Source organism: Deinococcus phoenicis, from assembly GCF_000599865.1.
Classification (GTDB): Bacteria; Deinococcota; Deinococci; order Deinococcales; family Deinococcaceae; genus Deinococcus; species Deinococcus phoenicis.
In genome coordinates, this window is record NZ_JHAC01000012.1 from 70,533 (window position 1) to 94,591 (window position 24,059).

Genomic DNA, 24,059 nt, shown 5'->3' on the forward strand with positions numbered 1-24,059 from the left:
TCCCCCAGGAGTCCCATGCACCCCGACCTCACTGCCCTGATTTCTGCCGTCCACCCCGCCGACCCCGCCGCCATGCAGGCCGCCCGTGAGCGGCAGGCCCAGCTGACCAAGCCCGCCGGGGCACTGGGCGACCTCGAAAGCCTGGCCGTGCGGCTGGCCGGGGTGTTCGGCACCGAGAAGCCCCAGCCGCGCGGCGTGGCGGTGCTGGTGGCCGCCGGGGACCACGGTGTGGCGCAGCCGGACAGTGAGGGGGGCGGCGTCAGCGCCTATCCCCCCGAGGTCACGCCCGCGATGGTGGCGAACTTCCTGGCCGACACCCCCGCCGGGCCGGGCGGGGCCGCCGTGAATGCCATCGCCCGCACCGTCGGCGCGCGGGTGTACGTGATGGACGCGGGTGTGAATGCCGACCTGCCGGGGCACCCAGCCCTGGTGCGGGCGGCGGTGCGCCGGGGCACCCGCGACCTGCGCCGCGAGGCCGCCATGACCCGGGGGGAAACGGAAGCCCTGGTGCTGGCCGGAGCGGCCCTGGCCCGCCGCGCCATCGAGGAGGGCGCGGACCTGCTGATTCCCGGCGAGATGGGTATCGGCAACACCACGCCCGCCGCCGCCCTCACCGCCCGGCTGCTGAACCTCGGCCCCGAAGCCGTGACGGGCCGGGGAACGGGCGTGGACGACGCCACGCTCGCGCGGAAGGTGGAAGCCGTGCGGGGCGCACTGGACCGCCACGCCAGCGACCCCGCCGACCCCCTGGGTGTGCTGGCCGACCTGGGCGGCTTTGAAATCGCCGCGATGCTGGGCATGATGCTCCAGGCCGCCGCGTCTCGCCGCGCCGTGATTCTGGACGGCTTCGTGGAGGGCAGCGCCGCGCTGGTCGGGGTGGCCCTCGCCCCCGCCCTGCGCGACTTCCTGTTCCCGGCAGGCGAGTGCGCCGAAATCGGGCACGCGGCGCAACTGGCCCACCTGAACCTGAAGCCGATGTTCCGCCTGGGGTTGAGGCTGGGCGAGGGCACCGGGGGCGTGCTGGCCGCGCCGCTGCTGCTCTCGGCGGCGGCCACCCTGCGCGAGATGCGGACCTTTGCCGAGGCGGGGGTGCCGGGCGGGGGCTAACCTTCCAGCAGCTTCCGCAGGTGATACAGGTGGGCACCGTGCCACTCCGCCGGGTCCTCCACGTGGGGCTGGATACCGTCCACATAGCCCAGGGCGCGCAGCAGTTCCCCCACTTGCAGCGCGTCGGCGTGCAGCGCCCGCAGGTTTTCCAGCGGCAGGAGGTCGGTCCAGGCACTCAGGTAGGCGGTGTGGGCCTCCTCCACCGCCCCGGCGGGCGCTGCGGAGAGATAGGCCGCGTTCGCGTCCAGAAAGGGATGGATGCGGCAGGCGTCCGACCAGTCCAGCACGGTGAAGCGGCCCGCCCCGTCTACCACCACGTTCCCGCCGTGCAGGTCGCCGTGGCCCAGCGTCAGGGGCAGGGGACTGGCGTCCAGGTGTTTGAGTGCTGCTTCCAGTTCGGGCCGCCGGGCACGCAGGGCCGCCGCCTCGTCTGCCGTCAGCCCGCCTTCCTCGCCTGGCCGCAGACAGGCATCCGAGAAGAGGTCATCCAGCCGGGCGAGCAGAAGCCCGGGGCTGCGGTCTTGCAGCGGCAGGCGCGGCAGCAGGGGCAGGCTCCGGCGCTGCACCCACGCCAGATGCCGCATCAGCGCGGGCAGGTCCGGGGCTTCCTGCGTCTGCCCGGCCTCCCGCAGCAGCAGAAAGCCGCGTTCCTCGTCGGCGGCCAGCACGGGCGGGGCCGCGCCGGGGAGTTCGGCGGCGAGCCGGGGCGTCACCTGCACCTCCCGCCCAAAGAAGTCGGGCACCGCCTTGAAGTACACCCGCCCCCCGGTCGTCTCCACCTGCCACAGCAGGCTGATTTGCCAGTGCTTCAGCACGGTCGGCTCGCCCAGCCGGGTGCGGCCCTGCGCGCCGAGTTCGGCGTCCAGCCAGGCCAGCGCCCCGGCCTGCCAGTCCGGGTGCATCCAGGGGGCGCGGCGGGGGGTGGCGGGCAGGCGGGCGGCCCCGGCCCAGTCCCGCCCGGGTCCAGTCAGGGCGTCCAGGGGTTGCCAATCCAGCCCTTCCGGCGCGTCGGTGTGAAGCTGCCAGACGGTTTCGGCACGCAGCACGCCCTCTGCCTCGCCCAGCGCCCGGAAGTGCAGGCGGCGCAGCAGGCGTGTTCCCGGTGGCGCGGCCTCCAGCACATGCTGGCCGTAGTAGGTGGGCGTGGTGACGGTCACGGTCTGGAGGGCCACCCGGGCACCGTCCGGATGGAGGAACAGCAGGTGCAGGGCCGTCTCACGGCGCGGGAAGGCCATACCCTCAGGGTGACATGGGCCGCGCGGGGCAGACATCCGCCCTTTGGCCCAGAATGGGGAAGGTATGGCCGACCCCGACCGTGAACTCAATTTCGCCCGCGAGATTCTGGGGAGCCGCTCCTACCGCGACGTGCCCGACGAGGCCGTGCTGGAGGGGGCCGAACGCCTGCTGGAGGGCTGGCTGTCCGGCGAGCTTCGCATGGAGCGCCCCAAGCTCTACGACCACTACGCCCTGCTGCTGCTGGCCCTGACCCGCCAGGTCCGCACCCTGGAGGCCCGTGTGGCGGCCCTGGAAGCGCGCGAATGACGGTCCGTGTCAAGGTCTGCGGGACCACCTCCCTCCACGACGCCCTGCTTTCGGCCGAGGCCGGGGCCGACGCGCTGGGCTTCATCTTCGCGCCGGGCAGCAAACGCCGGGTGTCGCCGGAGGTGGCGCGGGAGGCCGGACTGGCGGCCGGGCCGGTGGTGGCGCGGGTGGGCGTCTTCCTGAACCAGGGGCTGATGGACGTGCTGCGGACCGCCGAGGCCGCGCGGGTGAGTGCCGTGCAGCTTCACGGCCCGGTGTCAAGTCTTTACGTGCGCGAAGTCGCCCGCTATCATCCCGTTCTGCGTGTTCTGCGGCCCACGGATCTGGGTCAGCCGGACATGCTGGAAGTCCTGAGTTTCCCCGGCGTCACCCCCATGCTGGACGCGCCCGAGCCGGGCGGTGGTGTGCCGCTCGATTGGGCGGCCCTGCGGGAGGTGTTCCCGGCGGGGGCGTGGCTGGCGGGGGGCCTGGGACCCGCGAACGTGGTGGAGGCGATCCGGGCTTTGCGGCCCGCCGGCGTGGACGCTGTGAGCCGTCTGGAGCAGGGGCCAGGGGTGAAGTCGCCCGAACAGGTGCGCGCGTTCGTGCAGGCCGCACGAGGAGCGTAAAAACCGAGTTATCCACAGGGCTGCGTTTCACTGTGGATAACCCGGCTGAAGGTGCCAAACTCGATTCGAGTCGCCTCAAAGCGTGTGCTGGAGGGGAAAAGTGCCTTCCGGTGTCGATTGGGCTGTTCCAGTCTGCCCGCAGGTTGTCCACAAGGGGTGTGGATAACCCTGTGGATAACTTTTGGCATCGAAACGGGCGTGCCTCACTTTTTCGCGTCGCTGCCAAGGTCGAGCTTCAGGCCGAACGCGGCGGCGATGGCCTGTCCCCCCTCCACCACCGTCCGGGGAGTGCCGAGCGCCAGGCCCACCCCGGCAAAGGGAACCCGGGCGAGAGTGTGGGCCTTCACGCGCAGGTCTTCCAGATTGCCGTGGTCGCTGCTCAGGACTACCCGTGCGCCCGCGTCGAGCAGCCCCGTCAGCAGGGCGTCCACCCGTTCCAGATAGGCCCGCCCCGCGCGCAGCACCGGCGGCGGTGTGGGGGTGCGGCCCCGGTGGCCCAGGTGGTCACCGAACCACAGGTCACACACGATCAGGTCATGCGTGCGTGCGGCCAGCGCCAGGGCCGTTCCCAGCCGCGTCACCTCGGTCAGCGGTGTCTGCTCGGGCCAGGGGTCCGCGTAGCCCAGGCCCAGTGTCGCGGGAACGGGGGGCACGCCAGGCGGATTCAGCGGCAGCCCGGCGGCCAGGAACGAGAAGGGAAAGCAGCCCAGGCGGGGCCGCTGCGCCCCCGTTCTCCCGGACTGGCCCCCTGTCTGGCCGCCCGTCTGTCCCCCCACCTGGGCAGCGAAGTACGCGGGTGGGTAATGGTTGGCCAGCGCCAGCCGTGCCCCGGCCTGTGCCAGCCGCGCCGGCAGGGCTTCCGCCCGCAACAGCCGTTGCAGGGTGGGTCCCGGATGGGGGCCGAAGTGTTCCCCTTTTCCGGGTTCGCCCATAGCCCGCACGGCGTCCAGGCCAGTCAGCCAGCACGCCTGTCCGGTGCCCGACTGCGGCAGACCCGGCACGCCCAGCGTCGCGTCCAGCGCGCGGCCCGCCTCTATCAGCGGGCGCAGGGTGGGCAACGCCGCCTCCCAGACCGACCCGTCCGGCGCGTCCCCGGGATAGCCCAGGCCATCCAGCGCGAGCCACACGAGTCCGGTCATGTGGGCAGTGTAGGCGAGACGGGAGATTCAGGCCGCGCCCCGGCTCATTGCCGGGCGTACAGGCCACCGACAAAAAAGGCCAGCGCCACGAACACCAGCGAGGCGACCGATACCCCCAGGGCCTGGCGGGCGCTGCTTTGCTCCGAGGTTTTGGGGAGCCAGTAGTACAGCACCAGCAGGCCCAGCGCCCCGGCCCCACCGATGTAATGCACGTACTTCTGAAGGGTCCCCATGCCCTGATCCAGCAACTTGATGCCGATCATCACCTGAAGCATCAGCACGATCTGGGCCGCGATAAAGACGCCGTGTTCCGTCCGCCCGAACCGCTTCAGGCGGAAGGCTCCGCGGCCAGTGGTCACCACCGCCGCGAGTGAGGTCAGCAGCACCAGCACGCCGACCATCAGGTGCAGTTGGGGTTGAACGATCATTTCATCCATAGCGGTCTCCTCGGGGGTCAAACTTCCTGACCTACCGTACGGTAAGTAAGCGGGGGAGTCAAGGACAGATCGGGCGCGTGCTGGGAAAGGTGAGGCGCCTGCGCCTTGTGGCCTAGCGCCCCGCCCGGCCCGCTACACTCGCCGCATGAGCGTCTGGCGTGTGGCGGCGGCGGCCTATCCGGTGGACTTTCACCCGGACTGGGCCGCGTACGAGGCGAAGGTGACGGCCTGGGTCGCGGACGCGGCGGGGCAGGGGGGGCGGCTGCTGGTCTTTCCGGAGTACGCGGCGCTGGAGCTGATCGGCCTGCTGCCGCCGGACCTGCACCACGACATCCTGGGGCTGCGGCCCGCGCTTCAGGCGTTCGTGCCCGGTTTCGTGGCGCTACACGCGGGGCTGGCCCGCCAGTACGGCGTGGGCCTCGTGGCGGGAAGTCTGCCGGTGGCGGAGGCGGGGGGGTTCGTGAACCGGGCGTTCGTGTTCGGCCCGGACGGCACCCGGTCCTGTCAGGACAAGCTGCTGATGACGCGCTTCGAGGCCGAGGAATGGGACATCTCGGCGGGCGGGGGCGTGCGCGTCTTCGAGCTGCCGCCGGAGGGTGCGGGAGAGGAGCCGCTGCGCTTCGGTGTCGCCATCTGTTACGACAGCGAGTTTCCCGCGCTGGCCCGCCGGATGGCGGAGGCCGGGGCCGAGGTGCTGGCCGTGCCGTCCTTCACGGGCGCGCGGGCCGGGTACACCCGCGTCCGGGTCGGGGGCATGGCCCGCGCGCTGGAAAACCAGTGCTACGCCCTCCACGCGCCCCTGGTGGCCCAGGCCGACTGGACCTACGCCGTCGAGCAGGCCGTGGGCCGCGCCGCCGTGTACGCCCCCGCCGACGATGGCCTGCCGGACACCGGCCTGGTCGCGGAAGGGGGCTGGAACGTGCCCGGCTGGCTGGTCACCGACCTCGACCTGAGCCTGATTCGCCGGGTGCGGGAGCAAGGCCACGTCCTGAACTGGCGCGACCGCCACGCGGCCCAGGACCGCCCTACCACCGCCGAGGTCGTGCCGCTGGGAGCCGCCGTGCATGGCTGAGCCGCCCTCCGTCCGTGCCCTGACCGCCGCCGATGCGCCCGCCTACCGGGAGGTGCGCCTGACCGCGCTGCAAACGGACCCGCTCGCCTTTATCACCACCGCCGCCGAGTTCGCGGCGCGGCCCCTCGCGGACATTGCCGCCCGGCTGGACCCCACGCCGGAGGCCGTCACATTCGGCGCGTTCGTGGCGGGGAAACTCGTCGGCATCCTGACTGTGGCGCGGGAGGAGCGGCCCGCGCTGCGGCACCGGGGTAACGTGTTCGGCGTGTCGGTCCTGCCCGCCGCGCGGGGCCAGGGCTGCGGAGACGCCCTGCTGCGGGCCGGCGTGGCCCACGCCCGCACCTGGGCCGTGACCTCGCTGCATCTAGGCGTGACCGAAACGCAGCACGCGGCCCGCCGCCTGTACGAGCGGCATGGCTTCCAGGTGTGGGGCACCCAGCCCGACGCGGTGCGGCACGAAGGGCGCGGGCTGGCCGAGCATCATCTGAGCCTGCGGTTGTGAGGCTGGGCCAGTCGGGCGATGGGGCCAGTCGGGCAGGGAAAAATCCGGCTGCATAATTTGACTTCCCCTGCATCCCACGCTATCTTATTTCTATCACCGCCCAAGAGGCGGCTTTTTTATGCCCCGAGTTGATTGGCCCAGGTTTGGCCCAGGTCCTACCTCCGGGCGCTCCGCCATCCGGCCCATAGCCTCCTCCGGAACCCTCCGCTAGGCTGCGGCATGACGCCCCACTTCATCCGCCCGCCCCGCCTGACGCCCGGCTCGCGTGTGGCGGCCCTGAGCCTGTCCAGCGGGTTCGTGACCGAGGTGATGAACCGCTACCGCGCGGGCGTGCGGCAGGTCGCGGACACCTTCGGGTGGGAGGTGGTGCCTGCCCCCAACGCGCTGCGCGGCCCGGACTTCCTGGACGCCAACCCCCAGGCCCGCACCGACGACCTGCACTGGGCGCTCCGGAATCCCGAGATTCACGGCCTGGTCAGCATCATCGGTGGGGACGACAGCGTGCGGCTGCTGCCGTATCTGGACCCCGGTCTGATCCGCCAGCACCCCAAGGCGTTCCTGGGCTACAGCGACAGCACCGTCACCCTGATGCAGTTTCTGCGCGCGGGCGTGATGGCCTACCACGGCCCGTCCCTGCTGACCGATCTGGCGGAAAACGGCGGGATTCACCCTTTTGTCGCGCAGGGGATTTGCCGCGCGCTGGTGGACGACCCCAGCCCCTTCGACCTGTCCCCGGCCCCCGAGTGGACGCAGTTCCGGCAGGACTGGGAGGATGAAAGCTTGCAGGAGGTTCGCCGTCCGTTCACGCCCGGCGACGGCTGGACCTGGCTCCAGGGCGAGCAGGCCGCCGAGGGGCACCTGATCGGCGGCTGCCTGGAGGTGCTGGACATGCTGAACGGCACGCCCGGCTGGCCCGCCCCGGCGCTGTGGGACGGCGCGGTGCTGGCGCTGGAAACCAGTAATGACGTGCCGCCGCCTCATCAGGTGGGCTACTGGCTGAGAAATTACGCCGCGCAGGGCATCCTGGGCCGGGCCGCTGGCCTGCTCCTGGCCCGCCCGCGCGACTACACGCCTGAGATGGTCGAGGCCCTCTTCCGCTGGGTGCGCCGCGTGCTGGCCGAGGCGGGCCGCCCTGACCTGCCGGTGGTCGCGGGCGTGGATTTCGGGCACACCAGCCCGCAACTCACGCTGCCGCTGGGGGGCCGGGCACGGCTCGATCCGCGGGCGGGGCGCGTGACGGTCACGCCCTGACCGGAGGGGCGGCGGGGCAGGCTCCGGGGAGCACGGCTGTTCTCGCCCCCGCCGCCCCCGGTCCATTCCTCAACGGCCCGCTATCATGGCGGGGTGCGGCTCCTGCTGCTGTCTGACATTCACGCGAACCACACAGCGCTGGAGGCGGTGCTGCGGGACGCCGAGGCCAGGCGTTTCGATCAGGTGGTCCACCTGGGCGACGCGCTGGGCTACGGCCCGCACCCGCGCGAGGTGCTGACCACCCTGCGCGACCTGGACGCCCTGTGCCTGCTGGGGAACCACGAACAGATGCTGCTGGACTACGCCGACGGCAGGCGCGAGAAGCGCGAGAGCGTGGTCTCTGCCGCGCTGCTGTGGCAACTGGAGCGCCTGTCCGAGCGGGATCTGGCCTGGGTCCGCACCTGGCGCGACGGCACCGACGACCCCGACGTGGGCGCGCGCTACCGGCACGGCACGCCCGTCAGCCTGGACGCCTATACCGATTCCGTCACGGCGGCCCGCGAGGCGTTCGCGCAGTGGCAGGGCCGCCTGGGCTTCGTGGGGCATACCCACGTGCCCGCCGTGTACGCCACCCTGAATGCCCCGGTGGGCGAGTGGATCAAGCATCAGGCGTTCCCCGAAGGCGGCAGCTACCCGGTGCCGCCCGGTGCCCGCCTGATCCTCAATCCCGGCAGCGTGGGCCAGCCGCGCGACGGCAACCCCCACGCCAGCTACGCCATCTTCGACAGCAGGCGCGGTCACTTCGAGGTCTTCCGGGTGCCCTACGACGTGGGCCGCACGCAGGAGGCGGTGTTGGCCGCCGGGCTGCCCCCGGTGCTGGCCGCGCGGCTGGCCATCGGGAAGTAGGGTGTAGGTTGTGGGGGGAAAAAAGGCCTGCTCCCGCACTCTCCACCCCACAGCCCCCAACCTCCCATGACCACCGCCGCCACTGCCCTCCTCCACGGCCCGCTGCTTGAGCAGACGGGCGTCTTCCGGGGTAATGCCCTGCTCCTGACCGGTCCGGCGCGGGTGGGCAAGCGGGATGTGGCGCTGGCGGTCGCCGCGCAGCACAACTGCACCGGCACACGCGGCATGTACGGCGAGGCGTGCGGGGGCTGCCCCTCCTGCCTGGCCCTCGCGGCGGGCGCGCACCCCGATCTGCTGCTGATCGAGCCGCGCGCCACCACCTCCACCGGCAAGGCGGCGCGGCGCAAGATCATTCCCATCGGCGCGATTCTTGCGGCCCGGGACAAGGCCCGCGAGTACGAGACGCATGTCTTCGAGTTTCTGGAGGTCCGGCCCACCTTTCGCCGCCGCGTGGTGGTCGTGGACGGCGCGGAACACCTGGGGCCGGAAGCCGCCAACGCCCTGCTGAAGCTGGTCGAGGAACCCCCGCACGGCGCGCTGTTCGTGTTTCTGGCCGAGGACCGGCGCTCGGTGATCCCCACCATTCAGAGCCGCAGCGCCCGCCTGAGCGTGTCCCCGGCCCCCGACCGCGCCATCGAGCGCACCCTGGCGCTGACCGGCGAGGCCCCCGACGCCGAGCTGGTCGCCTTTGCCGCCGGACGCGCGGGCGTGCTGGAGGGGCGGGAAGCCGTGCGGGCGGCCCTCACGGACGCGGCGGAGTTCACCGACGCGCTGGCAACCGGCCTGCTGACTGCCCTGGAGGCCGCCGAGCGCCTGGAAAAACGCTGGGACGCGACCTGGCATCCCGAGGCCCTGCGCTTCACCTGGCGGACGCACGCGCCCCAGGCCCGCGCCCGTGCCGACGCGGCCCTGGACGCCCTGCAAGACGCGCTGGAAGCCTATGCCAGCCCCAGCCTGAGCTTTCAGGTGTTCGGCCTGAACCTGCGCGAAGCCTTCGGGGAAAGCTGAGGGTGCGCGCTGATACCAAATTGCGATGATTCCTTTGAATCATCCGAGCGAGGCGAGAAGCAAAAAGGACGGGCTTGCGGAGGTGGACGAACATCCGGGAGAGCGCCGGATGTTCGGGAATCGGAGCAATCCCGTCTGACCACTCCTTGACGGAGAAAGGGTGGGACGTAGAAGGCGTGGTCAGCCCGTCCCCTTCCCCTTTCCGTCCTACACTCCTCCCATGATCAAGGCGAGGGAACACGGCGCGGCGCGAGTCTGGACGCTTCCGACCGGGCCGCTTCAGGAAAATGCGGTGCTGGTGGCCGGGCAGGGCGGCGAGGGCTTCCTGTTCGACCCCGGCGACGATGCGGAGGAGGTGCTGGCCCTGGTGCGCGGGGCGGGCGTGACGGTGCGCGGCATCCTGCTGACGCACGGGCATTTCGACCATATCGGGGCGGTGCAGCCGCTGCGGGAGGCGCTGGGCGTGCCGGTGTACCTGCACCCCGCCGACCTGCCGCTCTACCGCCTGGGCGCGGCGTCGGCGGCCCGCTGGAGCCTGCCCTTCACGCAGCCCGCAGACCCCGACCACGGGATCGAACAGGGACAGACCTTCACGGCGGGCGACCTGACCCTGACCGCGCGCGAACTGCCGGGGCACGCGCCGGGGCACGTGGTGTTCGTGGCCGACACCGGAGAGGCCCCGGGGTTCGTGGTGGCGGGCGACACGCTCTTTCAGGGCAGCATCGGGCGCACCGACCTGCCGGGCGGCAACCACCCGCAACTGATCGAGGGCATCGGGCGCGAACTGCTGAGCCTGCCCGACGAGACGGCGGTCTACCCGGGGCATGGCCGCGCCACCACGGTCGGGGCCGAGCGGCGCACGAACCTTTTTCTGAGATGATCCGGCCTGCGGTAAGGCGGTGAAGGGTTACCCTGAAGCCATGACGCGCGCAGGGGTGGCCTGATGCCCGGGGCAGGCGGCGGGCCGGGCGCCGTGCTCGACCGGACCCTGACGGACCTGAGCTACAGCACGAACACCGCCAACGCCCTGATTCACCTGTACCGGGCGGAAGTCGGCAAGGTCACGGCCTACCGTCAGCGGCTGGACATGACCACCAACTGGTCGGTCGTGACGACGGCGGGCCTGGCCTCCTTTGCGCTGGGCGACCCCAACAACAGCCACGCCACCTTCCTGTTCGCCATGTTCATGAACTACTTTTTCCTGCGGCTGGAGGCCCGGCGCTTCCGCATCTTCGAGATCGCCAACCACCGCGTGCGGATCATGGAACGTTTCTTCTTCCCGGCCATGCTGGGCGAGAAGGTGGACCCCGGCTGGCATCAGCTGATCCTGGCCGAACTCGCCAAACCCCGCAGCCCCATGACCCGCGCCGACGCGCTGGGCTGGCGGCTCAACCGCAACTACCTGTGGATCTATGCGGCGGTCCTGTTCGCCTGGTTCGCCAAACTCGACCTTCAGCAGCCCAAAGGCTGGGTGTTGCAGTTCCCGGAAGCGCTCTCCCTGGCCGATATCGGGAACTTTCCCGGCTGGCTGGTCTTTCTGGGCGTGTTCGTGTTCTACGGCCACCTCGTCGTTCTGGCGGTGCGGGCGGCGCGGACCTATCCGCTGGAAGAGGGATAGGAGGTTATGGGCGGTGGGATGTGGGAAAAGGCCTTCCTACGACCCACAACCCTTCTTTCCCGCCACACCTGCACCCCTGCCAGCAGCGCCGACTGAGCGGGCAGGCTCCACAGGTAGGCGCGGGGCCGCCGGAGCAGCAGGCAGACCCCCAGCGCGAGCAGTTGCGTACTCAGGCCGAGGTTCACGGCGACCCGGTTGATGGCGTGGGGCGTGTAGGCGAGGCGGTCGGCGGGGGAGGGGGCGCCGCCCGCAGCCGCCCGCAGCCTGCGCTCGAACAGCGCCCCCAGCATCCGCTCCTGCGGCGTGAAGTACAGGGCGTAGCCGAGTTTCAGGGCCGCCAGCACCTGCGGATGATCCCCGGCCTGGGCGGGCGGCTCGCGGAACACTTCGCCCCGCGCCGCGCGGTGGTCGCGTTCCCACAGGTAATCCACGCTCAGGATCAGGCTTTGCAGCAGGGTCAGGGGCAGGCCCCAGCGCCCGGCCAGGCTGACCAGCACGGCGGCATTGACCACCACGTCCATCTCGGAGTCCAGGTAGCGGCCCGTCTCGGTGGTCTGTCCGGTGGCGCGGGCGAGCTGCCCGTCCAGGTTGTCCAGCAGCGTCTTGACCTGGAGGAGCGCGGCGGGCGTGAGGTGATGACCCCGGCGCAGCAGCACCCCGGCCAGCACACCCAGCGCCGTATGGGTCAGCACGACCGCTGCGGGATTCACCTTCCGGCGGGCGAGGGGGGGCAGGAGCCGCCCGGCCAGGGGCCGGAACAGGCTCTCGGCGGCCCACTCGCGGGCGGGGCGGGTCTTAGCGTGCGTCATGTGCGGGCGTCACGCCAGGCCCTCCCGAGCTGAATCTCAGCGCCTGCCACCACTGCCGCGCGGCGGTCCCTTGCGGACGCCGGCGTAGCGGTTGCGCTCCTTGCGGCGTTCGGCGCTGGTCAGGGTGCTCCTGCCGGTGCCGGTGCGGCCCGCGCTTCCCCGCTGCTGGGCCAGCCGCCGGGGCACGAAGGTGTCCACCGTCAGAAAGCGCGCCAGCGGCACGTACAGCACCAGCACGAACAGCAGCGTGCCCCACCAGGTGTCCAGATACTTCCCCAGCCCCGCCGCCCGCACCGCCGCCGAGAGCAGCGACGCCAGCAGCGCGAACAGCAGCACCCGCACGAACAGCTTCAGCAGCTTGCGGGGCGTGAAGCCGGGGTCCGGGTCGGGGGTGGTCAGCCAGCGCCAGGGGTTCAAGAGGCCTCCCCGGGATCGTCCGAGGCGGCGGCGCGGGCCGTGGCCCCCAGCGTCACCCGGTCGCGGAAGGTTTCCAGCTCGGGCCATTCGGTCTGCCCGGCGTCCACGTCGATGATGAGCGCGGGCTTGTGGGTCATGGCCGCCAGCCGGTTCAGCGCGGCCCGGTGCGCCCCGTCCCGCGCGGGCGAGGCCAGCAGGACGCCGCGCACGGCGCTCTTGCCCTCCAGCAGCTTCAGCGCGCCGAACAGTTCCTTCTCGCCCGAGGGGGCGCGGGCCGCGTTGTCCATGCGCTCGCCCCGCTCCGCCACCTGCGAGGCGGGCAGCTCCGGCGAATAGACGCCGTGCAGGCCCAGCGCGTCCAGGGCCGCCTTCAGCCCGCCACTCAGGTCCGGGTCGGCCAGCAGCGAACGTGGGCCGATCACCGCGACCGTCACCCGCGACCCCAGGCTCAGGCGGGGCATCTCCGCGCGCTTCTCCGCCCCCAGCGGCTTGACGCGTTCCAGCGCCAGCCGCACCCTGGCCGGATTGCGCGTGAAGCGCTGGCCCAGCTCCGTCGCCGCCGCGGGCATTGCCTCCCCGCCGTCGGGAATGGCGATCAGTTGCGGCAGGCCGCTGATGCGCCGGGGCAGCAGGTCCGTCAGGGCCTCGCCCCAGGCGTCACTCGCCACCGCCGGGGTCTGGGGAATCAGCACCGCGTCCACCCGCCCGAGTTCCAGCACCCGCCCCAGCGTGAGCTGCACCTGCACCGGCTCGTCCGGCAGGCTCGAGCGGCCCAGCGCCAGGGCCTCCGCAGCGGGCAGGGCCGGCACCGCGACCTCCAGCCCGAGTTCTTTCAGGAACGCGGCCCAGTACCGCCCGTGCCGCGCGCCCAGCGTATCCAGCAGTCCGACCTTCATTCCCGGCAGTCTACAGGCACCCGCGAGAGAATAAAGTCTCCCCATGTTCCAGGACTTCAGGCTGGAGAGGGTCGAGCTTTCGGAAGCCACCTTGCGTGTCCGCCACGGCGGTTCCGGCCCGCCGGTCCTGCTGCTGCACGGGCACCCGCGCACGCACACGACCTGGCACCGGGTGGCCCCCCGGCTGGCCGAACAGCATACGGTCGTCTGCCCCGACCTGCGCGGCTTCGGGCAGTCCTCGCAGCCGCAGGACACGCCGGATCACGCCGGGTCCTCCAAGCGGGCCAAGGCGCGCGACTGCGTGGAGCTGATGGCGCATCTGGGCTTCGAGCAGTTCGCCGTCGTGGGCCATGACCGGGGGGCCTACACGGCCTTCCGGGCCGCGCTGGACCACCCCGGGGTCGTCACGAAGCTCGCGGTGCTGGACGCCGTGCCCATCGCGGAAGCCCTCCAGAGATGCGACGCCCGTTTTGCCGGGGCGTGGTGGCACTGGTTCTTTTTCGGCCAGCCCGAGAAACCCGAGCGGGCGATTCTGGCCGACCCCGACGCCTGGTATGGGAACACGCCCGGCAAGGCCACGCAGATGGGCGCGGAGAACTACGCCGACTACCGCGCCGCCATCCACGACCCCGCTGTGGTTCACGGCATGGTGGAGGACTACCGCGCGGGCCTGGGCCTCGACCGCGCACACGACGAGGCCGACAGGCAGGCCGGGCGGCAGGTGCGCTGCCCGACCCTGCTGCTGTGGTCCCTGAAGGACGACCTGGAAGACCTGTACGGCGATGTCCTCGCGGTCTGGCGGCCCTGGGCGGCAAACCTGCGCGGCCACGGCATCGACTCCGGGCACCACATGGCCGAGGAAGCCCCCGCCGAACTCGCGGCGGCCCTTCTCGCCTTCCTGCACGGGGATTGAGCAGCCCGCGTTCTCCCGTATCCTGCTCCCCATGACCGCCGAGCGCCTGACCCTGCCCGAACCGCTGCGCCGCGTGCTGCCCGCCGCCCGCTGGGAGGCCGTGACGGAGGGGTGCAGCGGCGCGGGCGTGTGGCGCTCCCAGAAGTACGTGGTGAAGGTGCAGGAACGCGGGGGGCTGCCCGTCAGCACCTTGCAGCAGGAGCGCGAGCGGCTGCGCTGGCTGTGGCGCCGCGTGCCGGTGCCCGCCGTGGTGGGCTTCGAAACGACCCCCACGCACGAGTACCTCGCCATGACCCGCCTGCCCGGCATCCCCATGAGCGACCCCGATGCCGCGCTGCACCCCGAGCGCGTCACCGACCTGCTGGCCCGCGCCCTGCGTGAACTGCACGCCCTGCCCGCCCGCGAATGCCCCTTCAACATGTCCTTGCCCGTCACCCTGCGCTTGGCCCGCGAACAGGTGCAGGCCGGACAGGTGGACGAAACCAACTTCGACGCCGAACGGCAGGGCAGAAGCGCGGCAGATGTGTTTAACGAACTCATCCGCACCCGGCCCGCGCGGGAGGACATCGTGGTCACGCACGGTGACCCCTGCCTGCCGAACGTCATCCTGAACGGCGAGTACGTGGAGGGCTTCGTGGACCTGGGCCGCGCGGGGCTGGCCGACCGCCACGCCGACCTCGCGCTGGCGCACCGTGACCTGACCGCCGACTTCGGCCCGGAACACGCCGAACGCTTCCTCGACCTCTACGGGCGCGCGCTGGTAGACGAGGGCAAGCTGGCGTATTACCGCCTGCTGGACGAGTTGTTCTGAGCCGTTACTCCGGCTGCTGACGGGCCAGCAAGTCCCGCAGGCGCTTCAGCGCATGGAAGCCGCCTGCCCCGGCCCGCCAGAGGCGCTCGCAGGCACCTTCCGTGTGCAGGTCCTCCAGGTGGAACGCTGCTCCGTCGTGGCGGGCGTCGTACTCGTACCGCATGGACTTCACCTTCCTCGTGGGCTTCCGGGGAAGCCGGGCCTTGTTGGGCCGTGAACGGCGCGCGGCGGACCGCCAGTGGACAGCCTGACCGTACGCGCTCCCAGCGGGCCAGCGCATCCCGAATATGGCTCATACGGTTGCCGTCCAATCCGTTCTCAAATCGGGAAAGCGCCGATTCAATAACTCCTTTCCCGGCAACCGTTTCCTTCTGGCTCGCTCCGCTCGGGTTGAACAGTTTTTGTCACTGTTCAACCGGAATTCGTATCAGGCACGCTCCGCCAACTGGCCGAGGGGCCATGCTCTACTTGCCCCGTGCGTGCCCTGTCGCTGCTCGTGACCCGTCGCCCCTGGCTGGTGCTGCTGCTGTGGGCGCTGCTGGCGGCCCTGAGTGCCTACCCGGCCTCGCTGGCCCCCCGCCACCTCAGCGCCAACCCCGGCGAGCTGCAACACGCCGAGAGCACCCGCGTCACGGCCCTGCTGCGGGAACGCTTCGGGGAAAAGGACACGAATACGGCGCTGCTGGTCACCCGCTCGGTGCCGCCGCTGACCACCCCGCAGGGCCGCGCCGCCTACGACCGCTTCGTGGCCGGGCTGGAGGGGGTGCCGGGGGTGACGCGCGTGCTGCGGGCCGGGGCACAGGGGGCCGTGCCGACCGTCAGCCCGGACGGCGCGATGGCCCTGACGGTGGCCCAGATTCCGCTGAGAGAAGGCGCGACCCAGGCCCTCGCCCGCGTGCGCGCTTACGCTGCTGCCGCCGAATCCCCGGCGCTGAACGTGCGCGTGACCGGCGGGCAGGCGATTGCCGACGACTTCACCGCCTTCGCGGAGGGGGATACCAAGCGCAGCGAGTTTGCCGCGCTGCCCCTCACGGCGCTGGTGCTGCTGGGCGTGTTCGGGGCGCTGGTCGCCACCGGGTTGCCGCTGCTGGTGGGCGTGCTGAGCATCACCGTGGCGATGGCGGGGCTGTCCAGTCTGACCCACTTCACCGAGGTGTCCACCTTCGCCCAGAGCGTGATTACGATGCTGGGCCTGGGCGCGGGGATCGACTACGCCCTCTTGATGGTCAACCGCTTCCGCGAGGAACTGACCCGCGGGGGCGATGCGCGGGCGGCGGCGGCCCGCACCGTCCTGACCGCCGGCCGTAGCGTGCTGTTCAGCGGCCTGACCGTGGCGATCGCAATGGCCGCGCTGATTCTGCCGCCCATCGCCTTCGTGCGCTCGATGGGGCTGGGCGGCGTGCTGGTCGTCCTGCTGACGGTCCTCGCCAGTGTGACGGCGCTGCCCGCGCTGCTGGCCCTGCTGGGCGAGCGCGTGAACAGCCCGCGCCGGCTGCGCCTGAGCTGGAGCCAGAGCGGGGCGGCGTCGGGGGCCTGGACCGCCTTCGCCCGCCGCGTGACTGCCCGGCCCTGGCTGGCCGTGGTCCTCAGCACCCTCTTTCTGCTGGGGCTGGCCCTGCCCGCCCGCGACATGCGGACCGGCTACGCGGGGGCCTGGGGCCTCACGCCCGGCGTGGAGAGCCGCGACGCCCTGGCCGACGTGCGCGACCTCGGCGCAGGCGGCCTGCTCAGCCAGTTCGAGGTGATTCTGGACCTCGGTGGGCAGAGGTACGGCCCGGCGGACCGCGCCCGCTTCGGGCAGGTGGTGGCCGACCTGCGCGCCCTGCCCGGCGTGCAGACTGTCATCAGCCCCTTTCTCACGCCTGCCGACCTCGCGGGAGAGGCGGCAAGTGGGGGAACGGACGCGCTGGGGGCGGTCAGCCTGCTCACCCGCCGTTCCTTCAGCGCCGACCGCGAGTGGCTGCGGGTGACCGTCATTCCCGACCGGTATCTGCGCGCCGACCAGATCGAACCCTTCGAGGCGCGGCTGCGGGAAACACTTTCCGCTAGCGGCTTCCGCTTCCTGCTGGGGGGTGCTCCCATCGGCGAGCGCGAGTTCAGCCACGCGATCACGGATGCGCTGCCCGCGGCCGTCCTGACCGTCTTCGCCGCGACCTTCCTGCTCCTGATGGTGGCCTTTCGCAGCCTGCTGGTGCCCCTCAAAAGCATCCTGATGAACACGCTGACGGTCGGTGCGGCCTACGGCGTGGTCACGCTGGTGGTGCAGGAAGGCTTCCTGGCCGGGCCGCTGGGCATTCCAGGTGATGTGGGCGTGCTGGATTCCAGCCTGCCGCTGCTGCTGTTCGCGGTGCTGTTCGGCCTCAGCATGGACTATGAGATTTTCCTGCTCTCCCGCGTGCAGGAAGAAGTCCTGCGCGGCCACCCCAACGACGAGGCGGTGGTCCTGGCGGTGGGCCGCACGGCCCGCATCATCACCTCGGCGGCGCTGATCATGTTCATCGTCTTCTGCGCCTTTATCGCCGGGCGCGTCGTCGCCAACAAGAGCATCGGGCTGGGGCTGGCGGTCGCGGTGGCGCTGGACGCCACGCTGGTCCGGCTGGTGCTGGTGCCCGCCTTCCTCAAGCTCGCGGGGCGCTGGAACTGGTGGTTGCCGGGGTGGCTGGACCGGCTGTTGCCCAGGGTGCGGGTCGAACACTGAGGGTCAGGTCTGTCTACCGGGTGTGTGCCCGCAGCCAGCTTGCCATGTCGTTCATCGGTCCCTGCGCCATCGGCGCGAAGGTGTCCTGGGTGAAGCTGGGCGCGGGGCCGAGCGAGTGGCCCAGGCCCGGATACAGCCGCAGGGTATGGTCAGTGTTGCCACCCGCCCCGAGCGCCGCGTCCAGCTTCTGGGCAGAAGCCGGGTCGATATTGCCGTCATTCGCACCCTGAAGAATCAGTACCGGGAGCTTCAGGCGCGGGGCCAGCGCGCCCAGGGTGGGCAGGGCGCTGCCGGGGCCGTAGAAGCCGGGCTGCGTGTCCAGGCTGCGGTAGAAGGTCTGAATCAGCGGCAACGCCTCGCCGCGCAGGTTGATGCGCCCGTCGCCGTCGGTATCCAGCACGGTACTGAGCTTGGGGGCCTGGGGTGTGCTATCCAGCGACAGCAGGAGTTGCGCCTGCATCTTTGCCAGCCCGGAGCCGGGGCCGGTCAGGGCCGCCAGCACGCCCTGGAGGTCCACGCTGCCCCCGGGCGCATACGGGGCTAGGTAGGTCAGGCCCACCCGCTCGAACTGGTGGGCGAACGTCTCCCCGTAGCCCTCCACCACCGGCCCCTGCACGATCAGCCCGCCGGCTCCCGTCTCCAGCGCCAGGTGGGCCGCCAGGACGCTGCCCTCACTCCACCCGTAGACGAAGACCCGGCCCGGGTCCACGCCCGGCTGCGCCTTCGCCGTGTTCAGCGCGGTGCGGGCATCGGCCAGCAGGTCGGTCATCTTCAGTTTTCCGTAGGCCGCGGAGGCGGCGGGGGCCGTCTGCGGGTCGAAACTCGCCGCCGCGTGCCGCTTGTCGAAGCGCATGACCGCGAAGCCCGCGCGGGTCAGGGCGTGGGCCAGTTCACCCAGCGACCCCGGCACCCGTCCACCCCCGAAGGTGGCGTAGCTGCCGTTCAGGTCCTCCAGCCCGGTGCCCTGGATCAGCAGCACCAGCGGGGCTTTCCCCTGACCGGCGGGCAGCGTCAGCTCGGCGCGGCTGGGAACGCCGCCCAGATTCAGCGTGAGGCTGCGGGTCACGGTGGCCTGGGAGGCCGTGGCCTGACCCACGCCCCCCGCGTGGGCGGAACTCAGTCCCAGGGCGAGCAGGCCCGCCAGGAGCAACGCTTTGCTGTTCATGCGCGCACTCTAGAAGGTAGGCTGCTTGCCATGAAAGCCCCGGAGGAAAGCAGCCTGCCCGCCGTGGCCGGGCCGGTGGTGATCGGGGATGTCCGGCGGGCGCAGGTCGTCACCGACCGGAACCAGTTGCGGCGGCTGGCCCCTTTCATGGGGGCAGAGCGGACCGTGGCGCAGGCGGCGGCGCGGCTGGGCCTGGGCATTCCGGCGATGTACAAGCTCGTCACCCGCTTCGTGGCGCTGGGGCTGCTGCAAGAAACCCGGCGTGAGGCGCGGGCGGGCCGGGCCATCCGGCACTACCGGGCGGCCCCCGCCTTCTTCGTGCCGTTCGAGGTGATGCCGCTCGGCCAGATCGGCCTTCAGAACCGCCGCGTTCACCTCGACCGCTTCGAGCGCAGCCTCGCGGCGGCCATGCGGGAGGGTTGGCCGCCCGGCTGGGGCACCCTGACCTGCTTCACCCCTTCCGGCGAGGCGTACTACGAGATTGCCTCCGCGCAGGGCGAGCGCTTCGACCCACTCGACCTCTCCTCGCCCGTGCTGCTCTCGGGCTGGAACCTGCTGACCCTGACGCCGCAGGAGGCCCGCGCCCTTCAGCGCCAGTTGGCCCAGGTCATCACGCCCTATCTGGGCCGGACCGGTGGGGGCGAGACGTACTTGCTGGGCACCTTCCTGTGCCGCGACCAGGGGGACCGCTGAGGGACCCTTCCGCCTTCAGCGCCCCCGTTCCACCACCGTCCCCGCCGTGTCTATCGGCAGATCCAGCACCCGCCCCGTCAGCCCGTTCTTGTTCATCACGCCGTGCAGATAGCGGTGCAGCCGCTCGGTGTTTTCGCGGACATCGTGAAAGCACAGCACCGTCGGCCCCGCGCCGCTGAGGGCCGCCCCCAGTGCCCCGTGCCGGTGCGCCTCCTCCAGAATGTCGCTGAGGCCGGGCACCAGCGGCGCGCGCCAGATCTGGTGGACATAGTCCTGCATGGCGTGCCGCAGCAGGTCCAGCCGCCCCTGTGCCAGCGCGGCGGCCAGCAGCGCGGCGTGCGAGAGGGCATGCACGGCGTCGGCGCGGCTGTATTCCTTTGGCAGCACGGCGCGGGCCTTGCTGGTGCTGAGTTCGAAGTCCGGAATCAGCACCGTGACCCCCAGGTGCGCGGGCGGGTCCAGCCGGACATAGTGCGTGCCCAGCTTGTCCAGCGTGGCAACCACGATGCCCCCGAACAGCGCCGGGGCCACGTTGTCCGGGTGGCCTTCCTCGCGGGCCGCCACGTCCAGCAGCGTCTCGTCGTCCAAGGGCCTTCCCAGCAACTCATTTCCTGCCACGATGCCCGCGACCAGCGCAGCGGCGCTGCTGCCCAGGCCACGCGCCAGCGGCACCTCCGTCTCGATCTCCACACGGGCAGGTGGGAGGGGCCGCCCGGCCCGCTTCGCCGCCAGCCTCATCGCCCGGTAGACATAGTTGCTCTCGTCGGCGGGTGTGTCCGCCAGCTCCGGCCCCAGCGGAACCACCTCTGTCACCGCCTGCTTTGTTACCCGCAGCGTGGTAAAGAGCGGCACACTCAGCCCCAGGCTGTCGAAGCCCGGCCCCAGGTTCGCGCTGGAGGCGGGGGCGCGGATAGTAAAGGTCATGCGCCGTCTCCGCTGCGCGGCTCTGCGGGTCTGGGGTGTCTGGGGGTCAACCCGTCTAGAGATCCAGGGGCCGAAGGCAGGCGGCAGACCGCAGAAGGTGGCCCCTTCTCCACAGGCCACAGGTCACGGGCCGCCACCCCCCGCAGCCCAAAGCCCACACCCCACGCCCCGTTCCTCAAAGGATGCTCTCCAGCACCCGCTCCATGCTGGCCTCCACCGCCTGCGGGGCTTCCACCGCGCGCAGGGCCGCGTCGGGGTCCTTCAGGCCGTTGCCGGTCAGCACCGCCACGACGGTCTGGCCCGGCGCGAGTTTTCCGGCCGCGTGCAGCTTCAGCAATCCCGCGACCGGGGTCGCGCTGGCCGGTTCGCAGAACACGCCCTCCTGCGCCACGAGGTTATAGGCGTGCATGATCTCCTCGTCGGAGGCCATATCGAAAAGGCCGCCACTCTCCCGCACCGCCGCACGCGCCAGGTCGGCACTCGCCGGGTTGCCGATGCGGATGGCCGTGGCGAGGGTCTGCGGCTCGTCCACAATGGCGTTTCGGACAAAGGGCGCCGCACCCTCGGCCTGAAAGCCCCACATCCGGGGCAGCGAGCTGCTTTTTCCGGCCTGCTGATACTCGCGGAAGCCCATCCAGTACGCGCTGATATTCCCGGCGTTGCCGACCGGAATGGCGAGGAGGTCCGGGGCCTGGCCCAGTTCGTCCACGATCTCAAAGGCGCCCGTCTTCTGGCCTTGCAGGCGGTAGGGATTGACGGAGTTCACCAGCGCGATGGGATGCTCGGCGCTGATCTGCCGCACCAGCCGCAGGGCGGCGTCGAAGTTTCCGTCGATGGCCACGATGCGTGCGCCGTAGGCCAGCGCCTGCGCGAGCTTGCCCAGCGCGATGTTCCCGTCGGGAATCAGCACGATGCACTTCAGCCCCGCGCGGGCGGCGTAGGCGGCGGCGGCGGCGCTGGTGTTCCCGGTGCTGGCGCAGATGATCGTGTCCGCGCCGTCCTCCAGCGCCTTGGCGACCGCCATCACCATGCCCCGGTCCTTGAAACTGCCGGTCGGGTTCAGCCCCTCGTATTTCAGGTACAGGTCCACGCCCAGGTGCCGGCTCAGCTTCGGTGCGGGAATCAGGGGCGTGTTGCCTTCGTGCAGGCTGAGCAGGGGCGTCTGTTCTGTCACAGGCAGGTATTCGCGGTAGCGTTCGATCAGTCCGGGCATGGGGCAGCTCCTCCGTGCCGCCCTCTTCAGGCCGGGGGCGGTCAGTCCGCCCATGCTAACGGCCCAGGCCCCTGCCAGATTCCGGGGAGGTAAGACAGGCGGGCCGGCCCACCTCCAGCCCCGTTCCCACGTCAGTTTCCGGTCAGAGATGAGGACGTTTCAGCCGCTTTCTGTACCCGGAGCTTAAGTGGGATTAGCGGGACATCCATCCCACCTTTGCTCAGCCTTGAGAAGGTAAGCGTAGGCACACTAGGGGGGGGCAGCGGGTCTCATTGTGCGATCACAACGAACGAACGACGTTCGAATCTCAACGTCCTGGAGGGAAGAAGATGAGTTGGATTATCCTGATTCTGGTTGGTGCCCTGTGCGGCTGGCTCGCGAGCCTCATCATGAAGACCGATGCCCAGCAAGGTGCGGTCGCGAACATCTTGATCGGTATTGTCGGCGCGCTACTCGCGCAGTGGATCTTCGGGAACCTGCTCGGCATCGGCGGTGCCCAGGTGGCCGGCAGCGGCTTCAGCTTCTGGAGCATCATCTGGGGCATCGTGGGCAGCGTTATTCTGATCGCGATTCTCAAGGCGCTGCGCGTTCTGCGTTAAGCTCCCGCGCCTTGCCGCCGGACTCCCTGAGGGGTCCGGTTTTTTTGTGCGCCAGCTCCTCCTGTCTTCTCGCGGTGTGCTACAGTTGGAAGGCTTGCCTGACCCTGCCCGGCGCGGCACTGGCCTTTTTCAGGCCACCGCCCCCGGCACAACAGCGGGCCAGGCTCAAGAAGGAGTACGAACATGTCGAAAGTGTGCGAAGTATGCGGGAAGGGACCGATCGTGGTGAACTCGGTTATTCGCCGTGGTAAGGCCCGGGCTGCGGGCGGCGTCGGCCGCAAGGTCACCGGCATCACCAAGCGGGTCCAGAAGCCCAACCTCCAGCCCCTCACCGTCAACCGGGGCGGCGTGGCCGTGCGGATGCGCGTCTGCACCAAGTGCCGCAAGAGCCTCATCTGACCCCAGCCCCACCTCTCGCTGAACCGAGCGCGCCCCTGTCCTGACCGGAGAGGGGCGCTTTCTGTGAAGGGTCAAGTGGCCGTGTGCCCGCTTGCCGCTCAGACCTTCGGCTTCCGGTCACCGATGAAGCTGGCGATCAGGAGCAGCAGCGTGCCTCCCACCACGCAGGCGTCGGCGATGTTGAAAATCGGGAAGTCCCCGGCGTTCAGCGCCCGCGTGACGGCACTCAGCGGCGGCGCATGCAGCATGTCGGTCACCCGCCCCAGGCGCAGGCCGTCGATGGTGTTGCCGATGGCCCCCGCCGCGATCATGCTCAGCACCACGGACAGAAACCGGCCCGGGGGCCGAACCACCACATACGTGAGAATCCCCAGCCCAACCAGCAACCGCGCCGCAGCCAGCGGGACCGCCGACCCCGAAAAGAGACTCCACGCCGCTCCGGTGTTAAAAGTCAGCACCCAGTCCAGCACCCCCGGAATAAAGGGAATGGGCGCGGCCCCGTAGGTGAGGTGGGCCAGCGCCCACGCCTTGAGGGCCTGGTCGGCGGCGATCAGCAGGGCAGCGATAAGCAGCGGCACCCAGGCGGGAAAGGAGCGCTGGCGGTCGAGCAGGGTGGGCACGCCGCGCAGTATAGGGAGCGGGCGGACCCGGCAGCCGTGGGGAAGGGGGGGCGGGCGCCGCGTTACATTGTCCAGGCCCAGCCCACCGACAATGAACGGCATGGCGAACGTGGAATCCTTCGATCTCGACCACACCAAGGTTCAGGCTCCTTACATCCGGCTGGCGGGCGTCAAGACCACCCCGCGCGGCGACCAGATCAGTAAATACGATCTGCGCCTGCTTCAGCCCAACCGGGGCGCGATTGATCCGGCGGCCATCCACACCCTCGAACATCTGCTGGCCGGCTACCTGCGCGACCATCTTCAGAACGTGGTGGACGTTTCCCCGATGGGCTGCCGAACCGGCATGTATATGGCCGTCATCGGTGCGCCGGATGAAGAGGGTGTCCTGCGCGCCTTCGAGGCCGCCCTGCGGGATACCGAGGCCCACGACCGGCCCATTCCCGGTGTCAGCGAACTGGAGTGCGGCAACTACCGTGACCATGACCTTGACGCGGCCCGTCAGCATGCCCGTGACGCTCTGAGTCAGGGCCTCAAGGTGCAGGAAACGATTCTGCTGCAACGCTGAAACGTCAGAGGCCCTCGGCGGCCGACCTCCCCGACCTGCCTAGCCGGGGAAGTTTCGTCTGGAAAGCTCGTCTGAGAGGGCGTCTTCTGGCAGTCCATCCCATCTATAAGGTGCCGTGGCGTATGGGGGGTTGACAGGTGGAGCGGGTGCCTGTATCTTTTCTGAGCCTCGGTTGAGGCGAGCAGCATGACAAACGAAGAGCGT

At 70.6% G+C, this 24,059-nt stretch carries 28 protein-coding genes; 17 read left to right on the top strand and 11 right to left on the bottom strand.

Features of this window, described 5'->3' with window-relative positions; translation table 11 throughout:
• Positions 1–15: 15 nt before the first annotated feature.
• On the top strand, positions 16–1,107 hold the full coding sequence (cobT, locus tag DEIPH_RS04535; protein ID WP_034354645.1) for a nicotinate-nucleotide--dimethylbenzimidazole phosphoribosyltransferase: 1,092 nt from the start codon (positions 16–18) through the stop codon (positions 1,105–1,107).
• Here the strand turns inward: cobT and DEIPH_RS04540 are convergent.
• On the bottom strand, positions 1,104–2,342 hold the full coding sequence (locus DEIPH_RS04540) for a phosphotransferase (RefSeq protein WP_034354525.1): 1,239 nt from the start codon (positions 2,340–2,342) through the stop codon (positions 1,104–1,106). The genes cobT and DEIPH_RS04540 overlap by 4 nt on opposite strands.
• Before the next feature lie 64 nt (positions 2,343–2,406).
• Between DEIPH_RS04540 and DEIPH_RS04545 the strand changes: the two genes are divergently transcribed.
• Positions 2,407–2,649 carry a hypothetical protein gene (locus DEIPH_RS04545; protein WP_034354528.1) on the top strand — a complete coding sequence of 81 codons (243 nt, stop codon included), beginning with the start codon at positions 2,407–2,409 and terminating at the stop codon, positions 2,647–2,649.
• Entirely contained in the window at positions 2,646–3,257 is a 612-nt protein-coding gene (locus DEIPH_RS04550; RefSeq protein ID WP_034354531.1) for a phosphoribosylanthranilate isomerase, read from the top strand. Before DEIPH_RS04545 ends, DEIPH_RS04550 begins: the two co-directional genes overlap by 4 nt.
• A gap of 203 nt (positions 3,258–3,460) precedes the next feature.
• Here the strand turns inward: DEIPH_RS04550 and DEIPH_RS04555 are convergent, their stop codons facing one another.
• On the bottom strand, positions 3,461–4,396 hold the full coding sequence (locus tag DEIPH_RS04555) for a metalloenzyme domain protein (RefSeq protein WP_034354535.1): 936 nt from the start codon (positions 4,394–4,396) through the stop codon (positions 3,461–3,463).
• 44 nt (positions 4,397–4,440) lie between these two features.
• On the bottom strand, positions 4,441–4,824 hold the full coding sequence (locus tag DEIPH_RS04560; RefSeq protein ID WP_235183174.1) for a hypothetical protein: 384 nt from the start codon (positions 4,822–4,824) through the stop codon (positions 4,441–4,443).
• A 154-nt stretch (positions 4,825–4,978) separates the two neighbouring features.
• On the opposite strand from DEIPH_RS04560, the gene DEIPH_RS04565 reads away from it, so the two are divergent.
• The 7 genes from DEIPH_RS04565 to DEIPH_RS04595 all read left to right on the top strand — a co-directional run bounded on the left by DEIPH_RS04565 (position 4,979) and on the right by DEIPH_RS04595 (position 11,130).
• Positions 4,979–5,905, top strand: coding sequence for a carbon-nitrogen hydrolase family protein (locus DEIPH_RS04565; RefSeq protein WP_034354540.1), 927 nt, complete (start codon positions 4,979–4,981; stop codon positions 5,903–5,905).
• On the top strand, positions 5,898–6,407 hold the full coding sequence (locus tag DEIPH_RS04570) for a GNAT family N-acetyltransferase (protein ID WP_034354543.1): 510 nt from the start codon (positions 5,898–5,900) through the stop codon (positions 6,405–6,407). Before DEIPH_RS04565 ends, DEIPH_RS04570 begins: the two co-directional genes overlap by 8 nt.
• Before the next feature lie 219 nt (positions 6,408–6,626).
• Complete coding sequence (locus DEIPH_RS04575) at positions 6,627–7,658, top strand: S66 family peptidase (RefSeq protein WP_034354546.1); 1,032 nt, start codon at positions 6,627–6,629, stop codon at positions 7,656–7,658.
• Positions 7,659–7,751: 93 nt separating this feature from the next.
• Positions 7,752–8,504, top strand: a complete 753-nt coding sequence (locus DEIPH_RS04580) for a metallophosphoesterase family protein (protein ID WP_034354550.1) — start codon at positions 7,752–7,754, stop codon at positions 8,502–8,504.
• A 66-nt stretch (positions 8,505–8,570) separates the two neighbouring features.
• Entirely contained in the window at positions 8,571–9,512 is a 942-nt protein-coding gene (locus DEIPH_RS04585) for a DNA polymerase III (RefSeq protein ID WP_034354553.1), read from the top strand.
• A 220-nt stretch (positions 9,513–9,732) separates the two neighbouring features.
• Positions 9,733–10,392 (top strand): MBL fold metallo-hydrolase, encoded by a 660-nt coding sequence (locus DEIPH_RS04590; protein WP_034354556.1) that lies wholly within the window; start codon positions 9,733–9,735, stop codon positions 10,390–10,392.
• Between the two features lie 63 nt (positions 10,393–10,455).
• Entirely contained in the window at positions 10,456–11,130 is a 675-nt protein-coding gene (locus DEIPH_RS04595) for a DUF2270 domain-containing protein (RefSeq protein WP_034354559.1), read from the top strand.
• Here the strand turns inward: DEIPH_RS04595 and DEIPH_RS04600 are convergent.
• The 3 genes from DEIPH_RS04600 to DEIPH_RS04610 are packed head-to-tail and all read right to left on the bottom strand — an operon-like array spanning position 11,109 to position 13,252.
• Entirely contained in the window at positions 11,109–11,939 is an 831-nt protein-coding gene (locus DEIPH_RS04600; protein ID WP_034354562.1) for a CDP-alcohol phosphatidyltransferase family protein, read from the bottom strand. The two genes, DEIPH_RS04595 and DEIPH_RS04600, sit on opposite strands and share 22 nt — an antisense overlap.
• A gap of 36 nt (positions 11,940–11,975) precedes the next feature.
• Positions 11,976–12,356, bottom strand: a complete 381-nt coding sequence (locus DEIPH_RS04605; RefSeq protein WP_034354566.1) for a hypothetical protein — start codon at positions 12,354–12,356, stop codon at positions 11,976–11,978.
• The gene (locus DEIPH_RS04610; protein WP_034354570.1) at positions 12,353–13,252 is read right to left on the bottom strand and encodes a hypothetical protein; all 900 of its coding nucleotides are present in this window, start codon (positions 13,250–13,252) and stop codon (positions 12,353–12,355) included. The genes DEIPH_RS04605 and DEIPH_RS04610 overlap by 4 nt, the downstream gene beginning before the upstream one ends.
• 43 nt (positions 13,253–13,295) lie before the next feature.
• Between DEIPH_RS04610 and DEIPH_RS04615 the strand changes: the two genes are divergently transcribed.
• Both DEIPH_RS04615 and DEIPH_RS04620 read left to right on the top strand, forming a co-directional pair.
• Positions 13,296–14,165, top strand: a complete 870-nt coding sequence (locus tag DEIPH_RS04615) for an alpha/beta hydrolase (RefSeq protein ID WP_034354573.1) — start codon at positions 13,296–13,298, stop codon at positions 14,163–14,165.
• A gap of 31 nt (positions 14,166–14,196) precedes the next feature.
• Positions 14,197–14,976: an APH(3') family aminoglycoside O-phosphotransferase gene (locus tag DEIPH_RS04620; RefSeq protein WP_034354575.1), complete on the top strand. Its 780-nt coding sequence runs from the start codon at positions 14,197–14,199 to the stop codon at positions 14,974–14,976.
• A gap of 4 nt (positions 14,977–14,980) precedes the next feature.
• Here DEIPH_RS04620 and DEIPH_RS20115 read toward each other — a convergent pair whose 3' ends face one another.
• Complete coding sequence (locus DEIPH_RS20115; RefSeq protein WP_161636033.1) at positions 14,981–15,139, bottom strand: hypothetical protein; 159 nt, start codon at positions 15,137–15,139, stop codon at positions 14,981–14,983.
• 312 nt (positions 15,140–15,451) lie between these two features.
• Here DEIPH_RS20115 and DEIPH_RS04625 point away from each other — a divergent pair, with 312 nt between their 5' ends.
• Positions 15,452–17,674 carry an MMPL family transporter gene (locus DEIPH_RS04625; RefSeq protein ID WP_034354578.1) on the top strand — a complete coding sequence of 741 codons (2,223 nt, stop codon included), beginning with the start codon at positions 15,452–15,454 and terminating at the stop codon, positions 17,672–17,674.
• A 13-nt stretch (positions 17,675–17,687) separates the two neighbouring features.
• Here the strand turns inward: DEIPH_RS04625 and DEIPH_RS04630 are convergent, their stop codons facing one another.
• Complete coding sequence (locus tag DEIPH_RS04630; RefSeq protein WP_034354582.1) at positions 17,688–18,839, bottom strand: alpha/beta hydrolase family protein; 1,152 nt, start codon at positions 18,837–18,839, stop codon at positions 17,688–17,690.
• Positions 18,840–18,869: 30 nt separating this feature from the next.
• Between DEIPH_RS04630 and DEIPH_RS04635 the strand changes: the two genes are divergently transcribed.
• Positions 18,870–19,532 (top strand): hypothetical protein, encoded by a 663-nt coding sequence (locus tag DEIPH_RS04635; RefSeq protein ID WP_235183175.1) that lies wholly within the window; start codon positions 18,870–18,872, stop codon positions 19,530–19,532.
• Positions 19,533–19,547: 15 nt separating this feature from the next.
• Here DEIPH_RS04635 and thrB read toward each other — a convergent pair whose 3' ends face one another.
• The gene (gene thrB, locus DEIPH_RS04640; RefSeq protein WP_034354585.1) at positions 19,548–20,456 is read right to left on the bottom strand and encodes a homoserine kinase; all 909 of its coding nucleotides are present in this window, start codon (positions 20,454–20,456) and stop codon (positions 19,548–19,550) included.
• Between the two features lie 175 nt (positions 20,457–20,631).
• Positions 20,632–21,669, bottom strand: coding sequence for a threonine synthase (gene thrC, locus DEIPH_RS04645; protein ID WP_034354588.1), 1,038 nt, complete (start codon positions 21,667–21,669; stop codon positions 20,632–20,634).
• Between the two features lie 329 nt (positions 21,670–21,998).
• Between thrC and DEIPH_RS04650 the strand changes: the two genes are divergently transcribed.
• Together DEIPH_RS04650 and rpmB are read left to right on the top strand one after the other, a co-directional pair.
• Positions 21,999–22,268 (top strand): GlsB/YeaQ/YmgE family stress response membrane protein, encoded by a 270-nt coding sequence (locus DEIPH_RS04650; protein WP_034354592.1) that lies wholly within the window; start codon positions 21,999–22,001, stop codon positions 22,266–22,268.
• A gap of 183 nt (positions 22,269–22,451) precedes the next feature.
• Positions 22,452–22,667 carry a 50S ribosomal protein L28 gene (gene rpmB, locus DEIPH_RS04655; RefSeq protein ID WP_034354595.1) on the top strand — a complete coding sequence of 72 codons (216 nt, stop codon included), beginning with the start codon at positions 22,452–22,454 and terminating at the stop codon, positions 22,665–22,667.
• 98 nt (positions 22,668–22,765) lie between these two features.
• On the opposite strand, the gene lspA is transcribed toward rpmB, so the two are convergent.
• A complete protein-coding gene (gene lspA, locus DEIPH_RS04660) occupies positions 22,766–23,287 on the bottom strand; it encodes a signal peptidase II (RefSeq protein WP_034354598.1) in 522 nt (173 codons plus the stop codon).
• A gap of 100 nt (positions 23,288–23,387) precedes the next feature.
• On the opposite strand from lspA, the gene DEIPH_RS04665 reads away from it, so the two are divergent.
• Positions 23,388–23,855 carry an S-ribosylhomocysteine lyase gene (locus DEIPH_RS04665; protein ID WP_034354601.1) on the top strand — a complete coding sequence of 156 codons (468 nt, stop codon included), beginning with the start codon at positions 23,388–23,390 and terminating at the stop codon, positions 23,853–23,855.
• Positions 23,856–24,059: the final 204 nt, after the last annotated feature.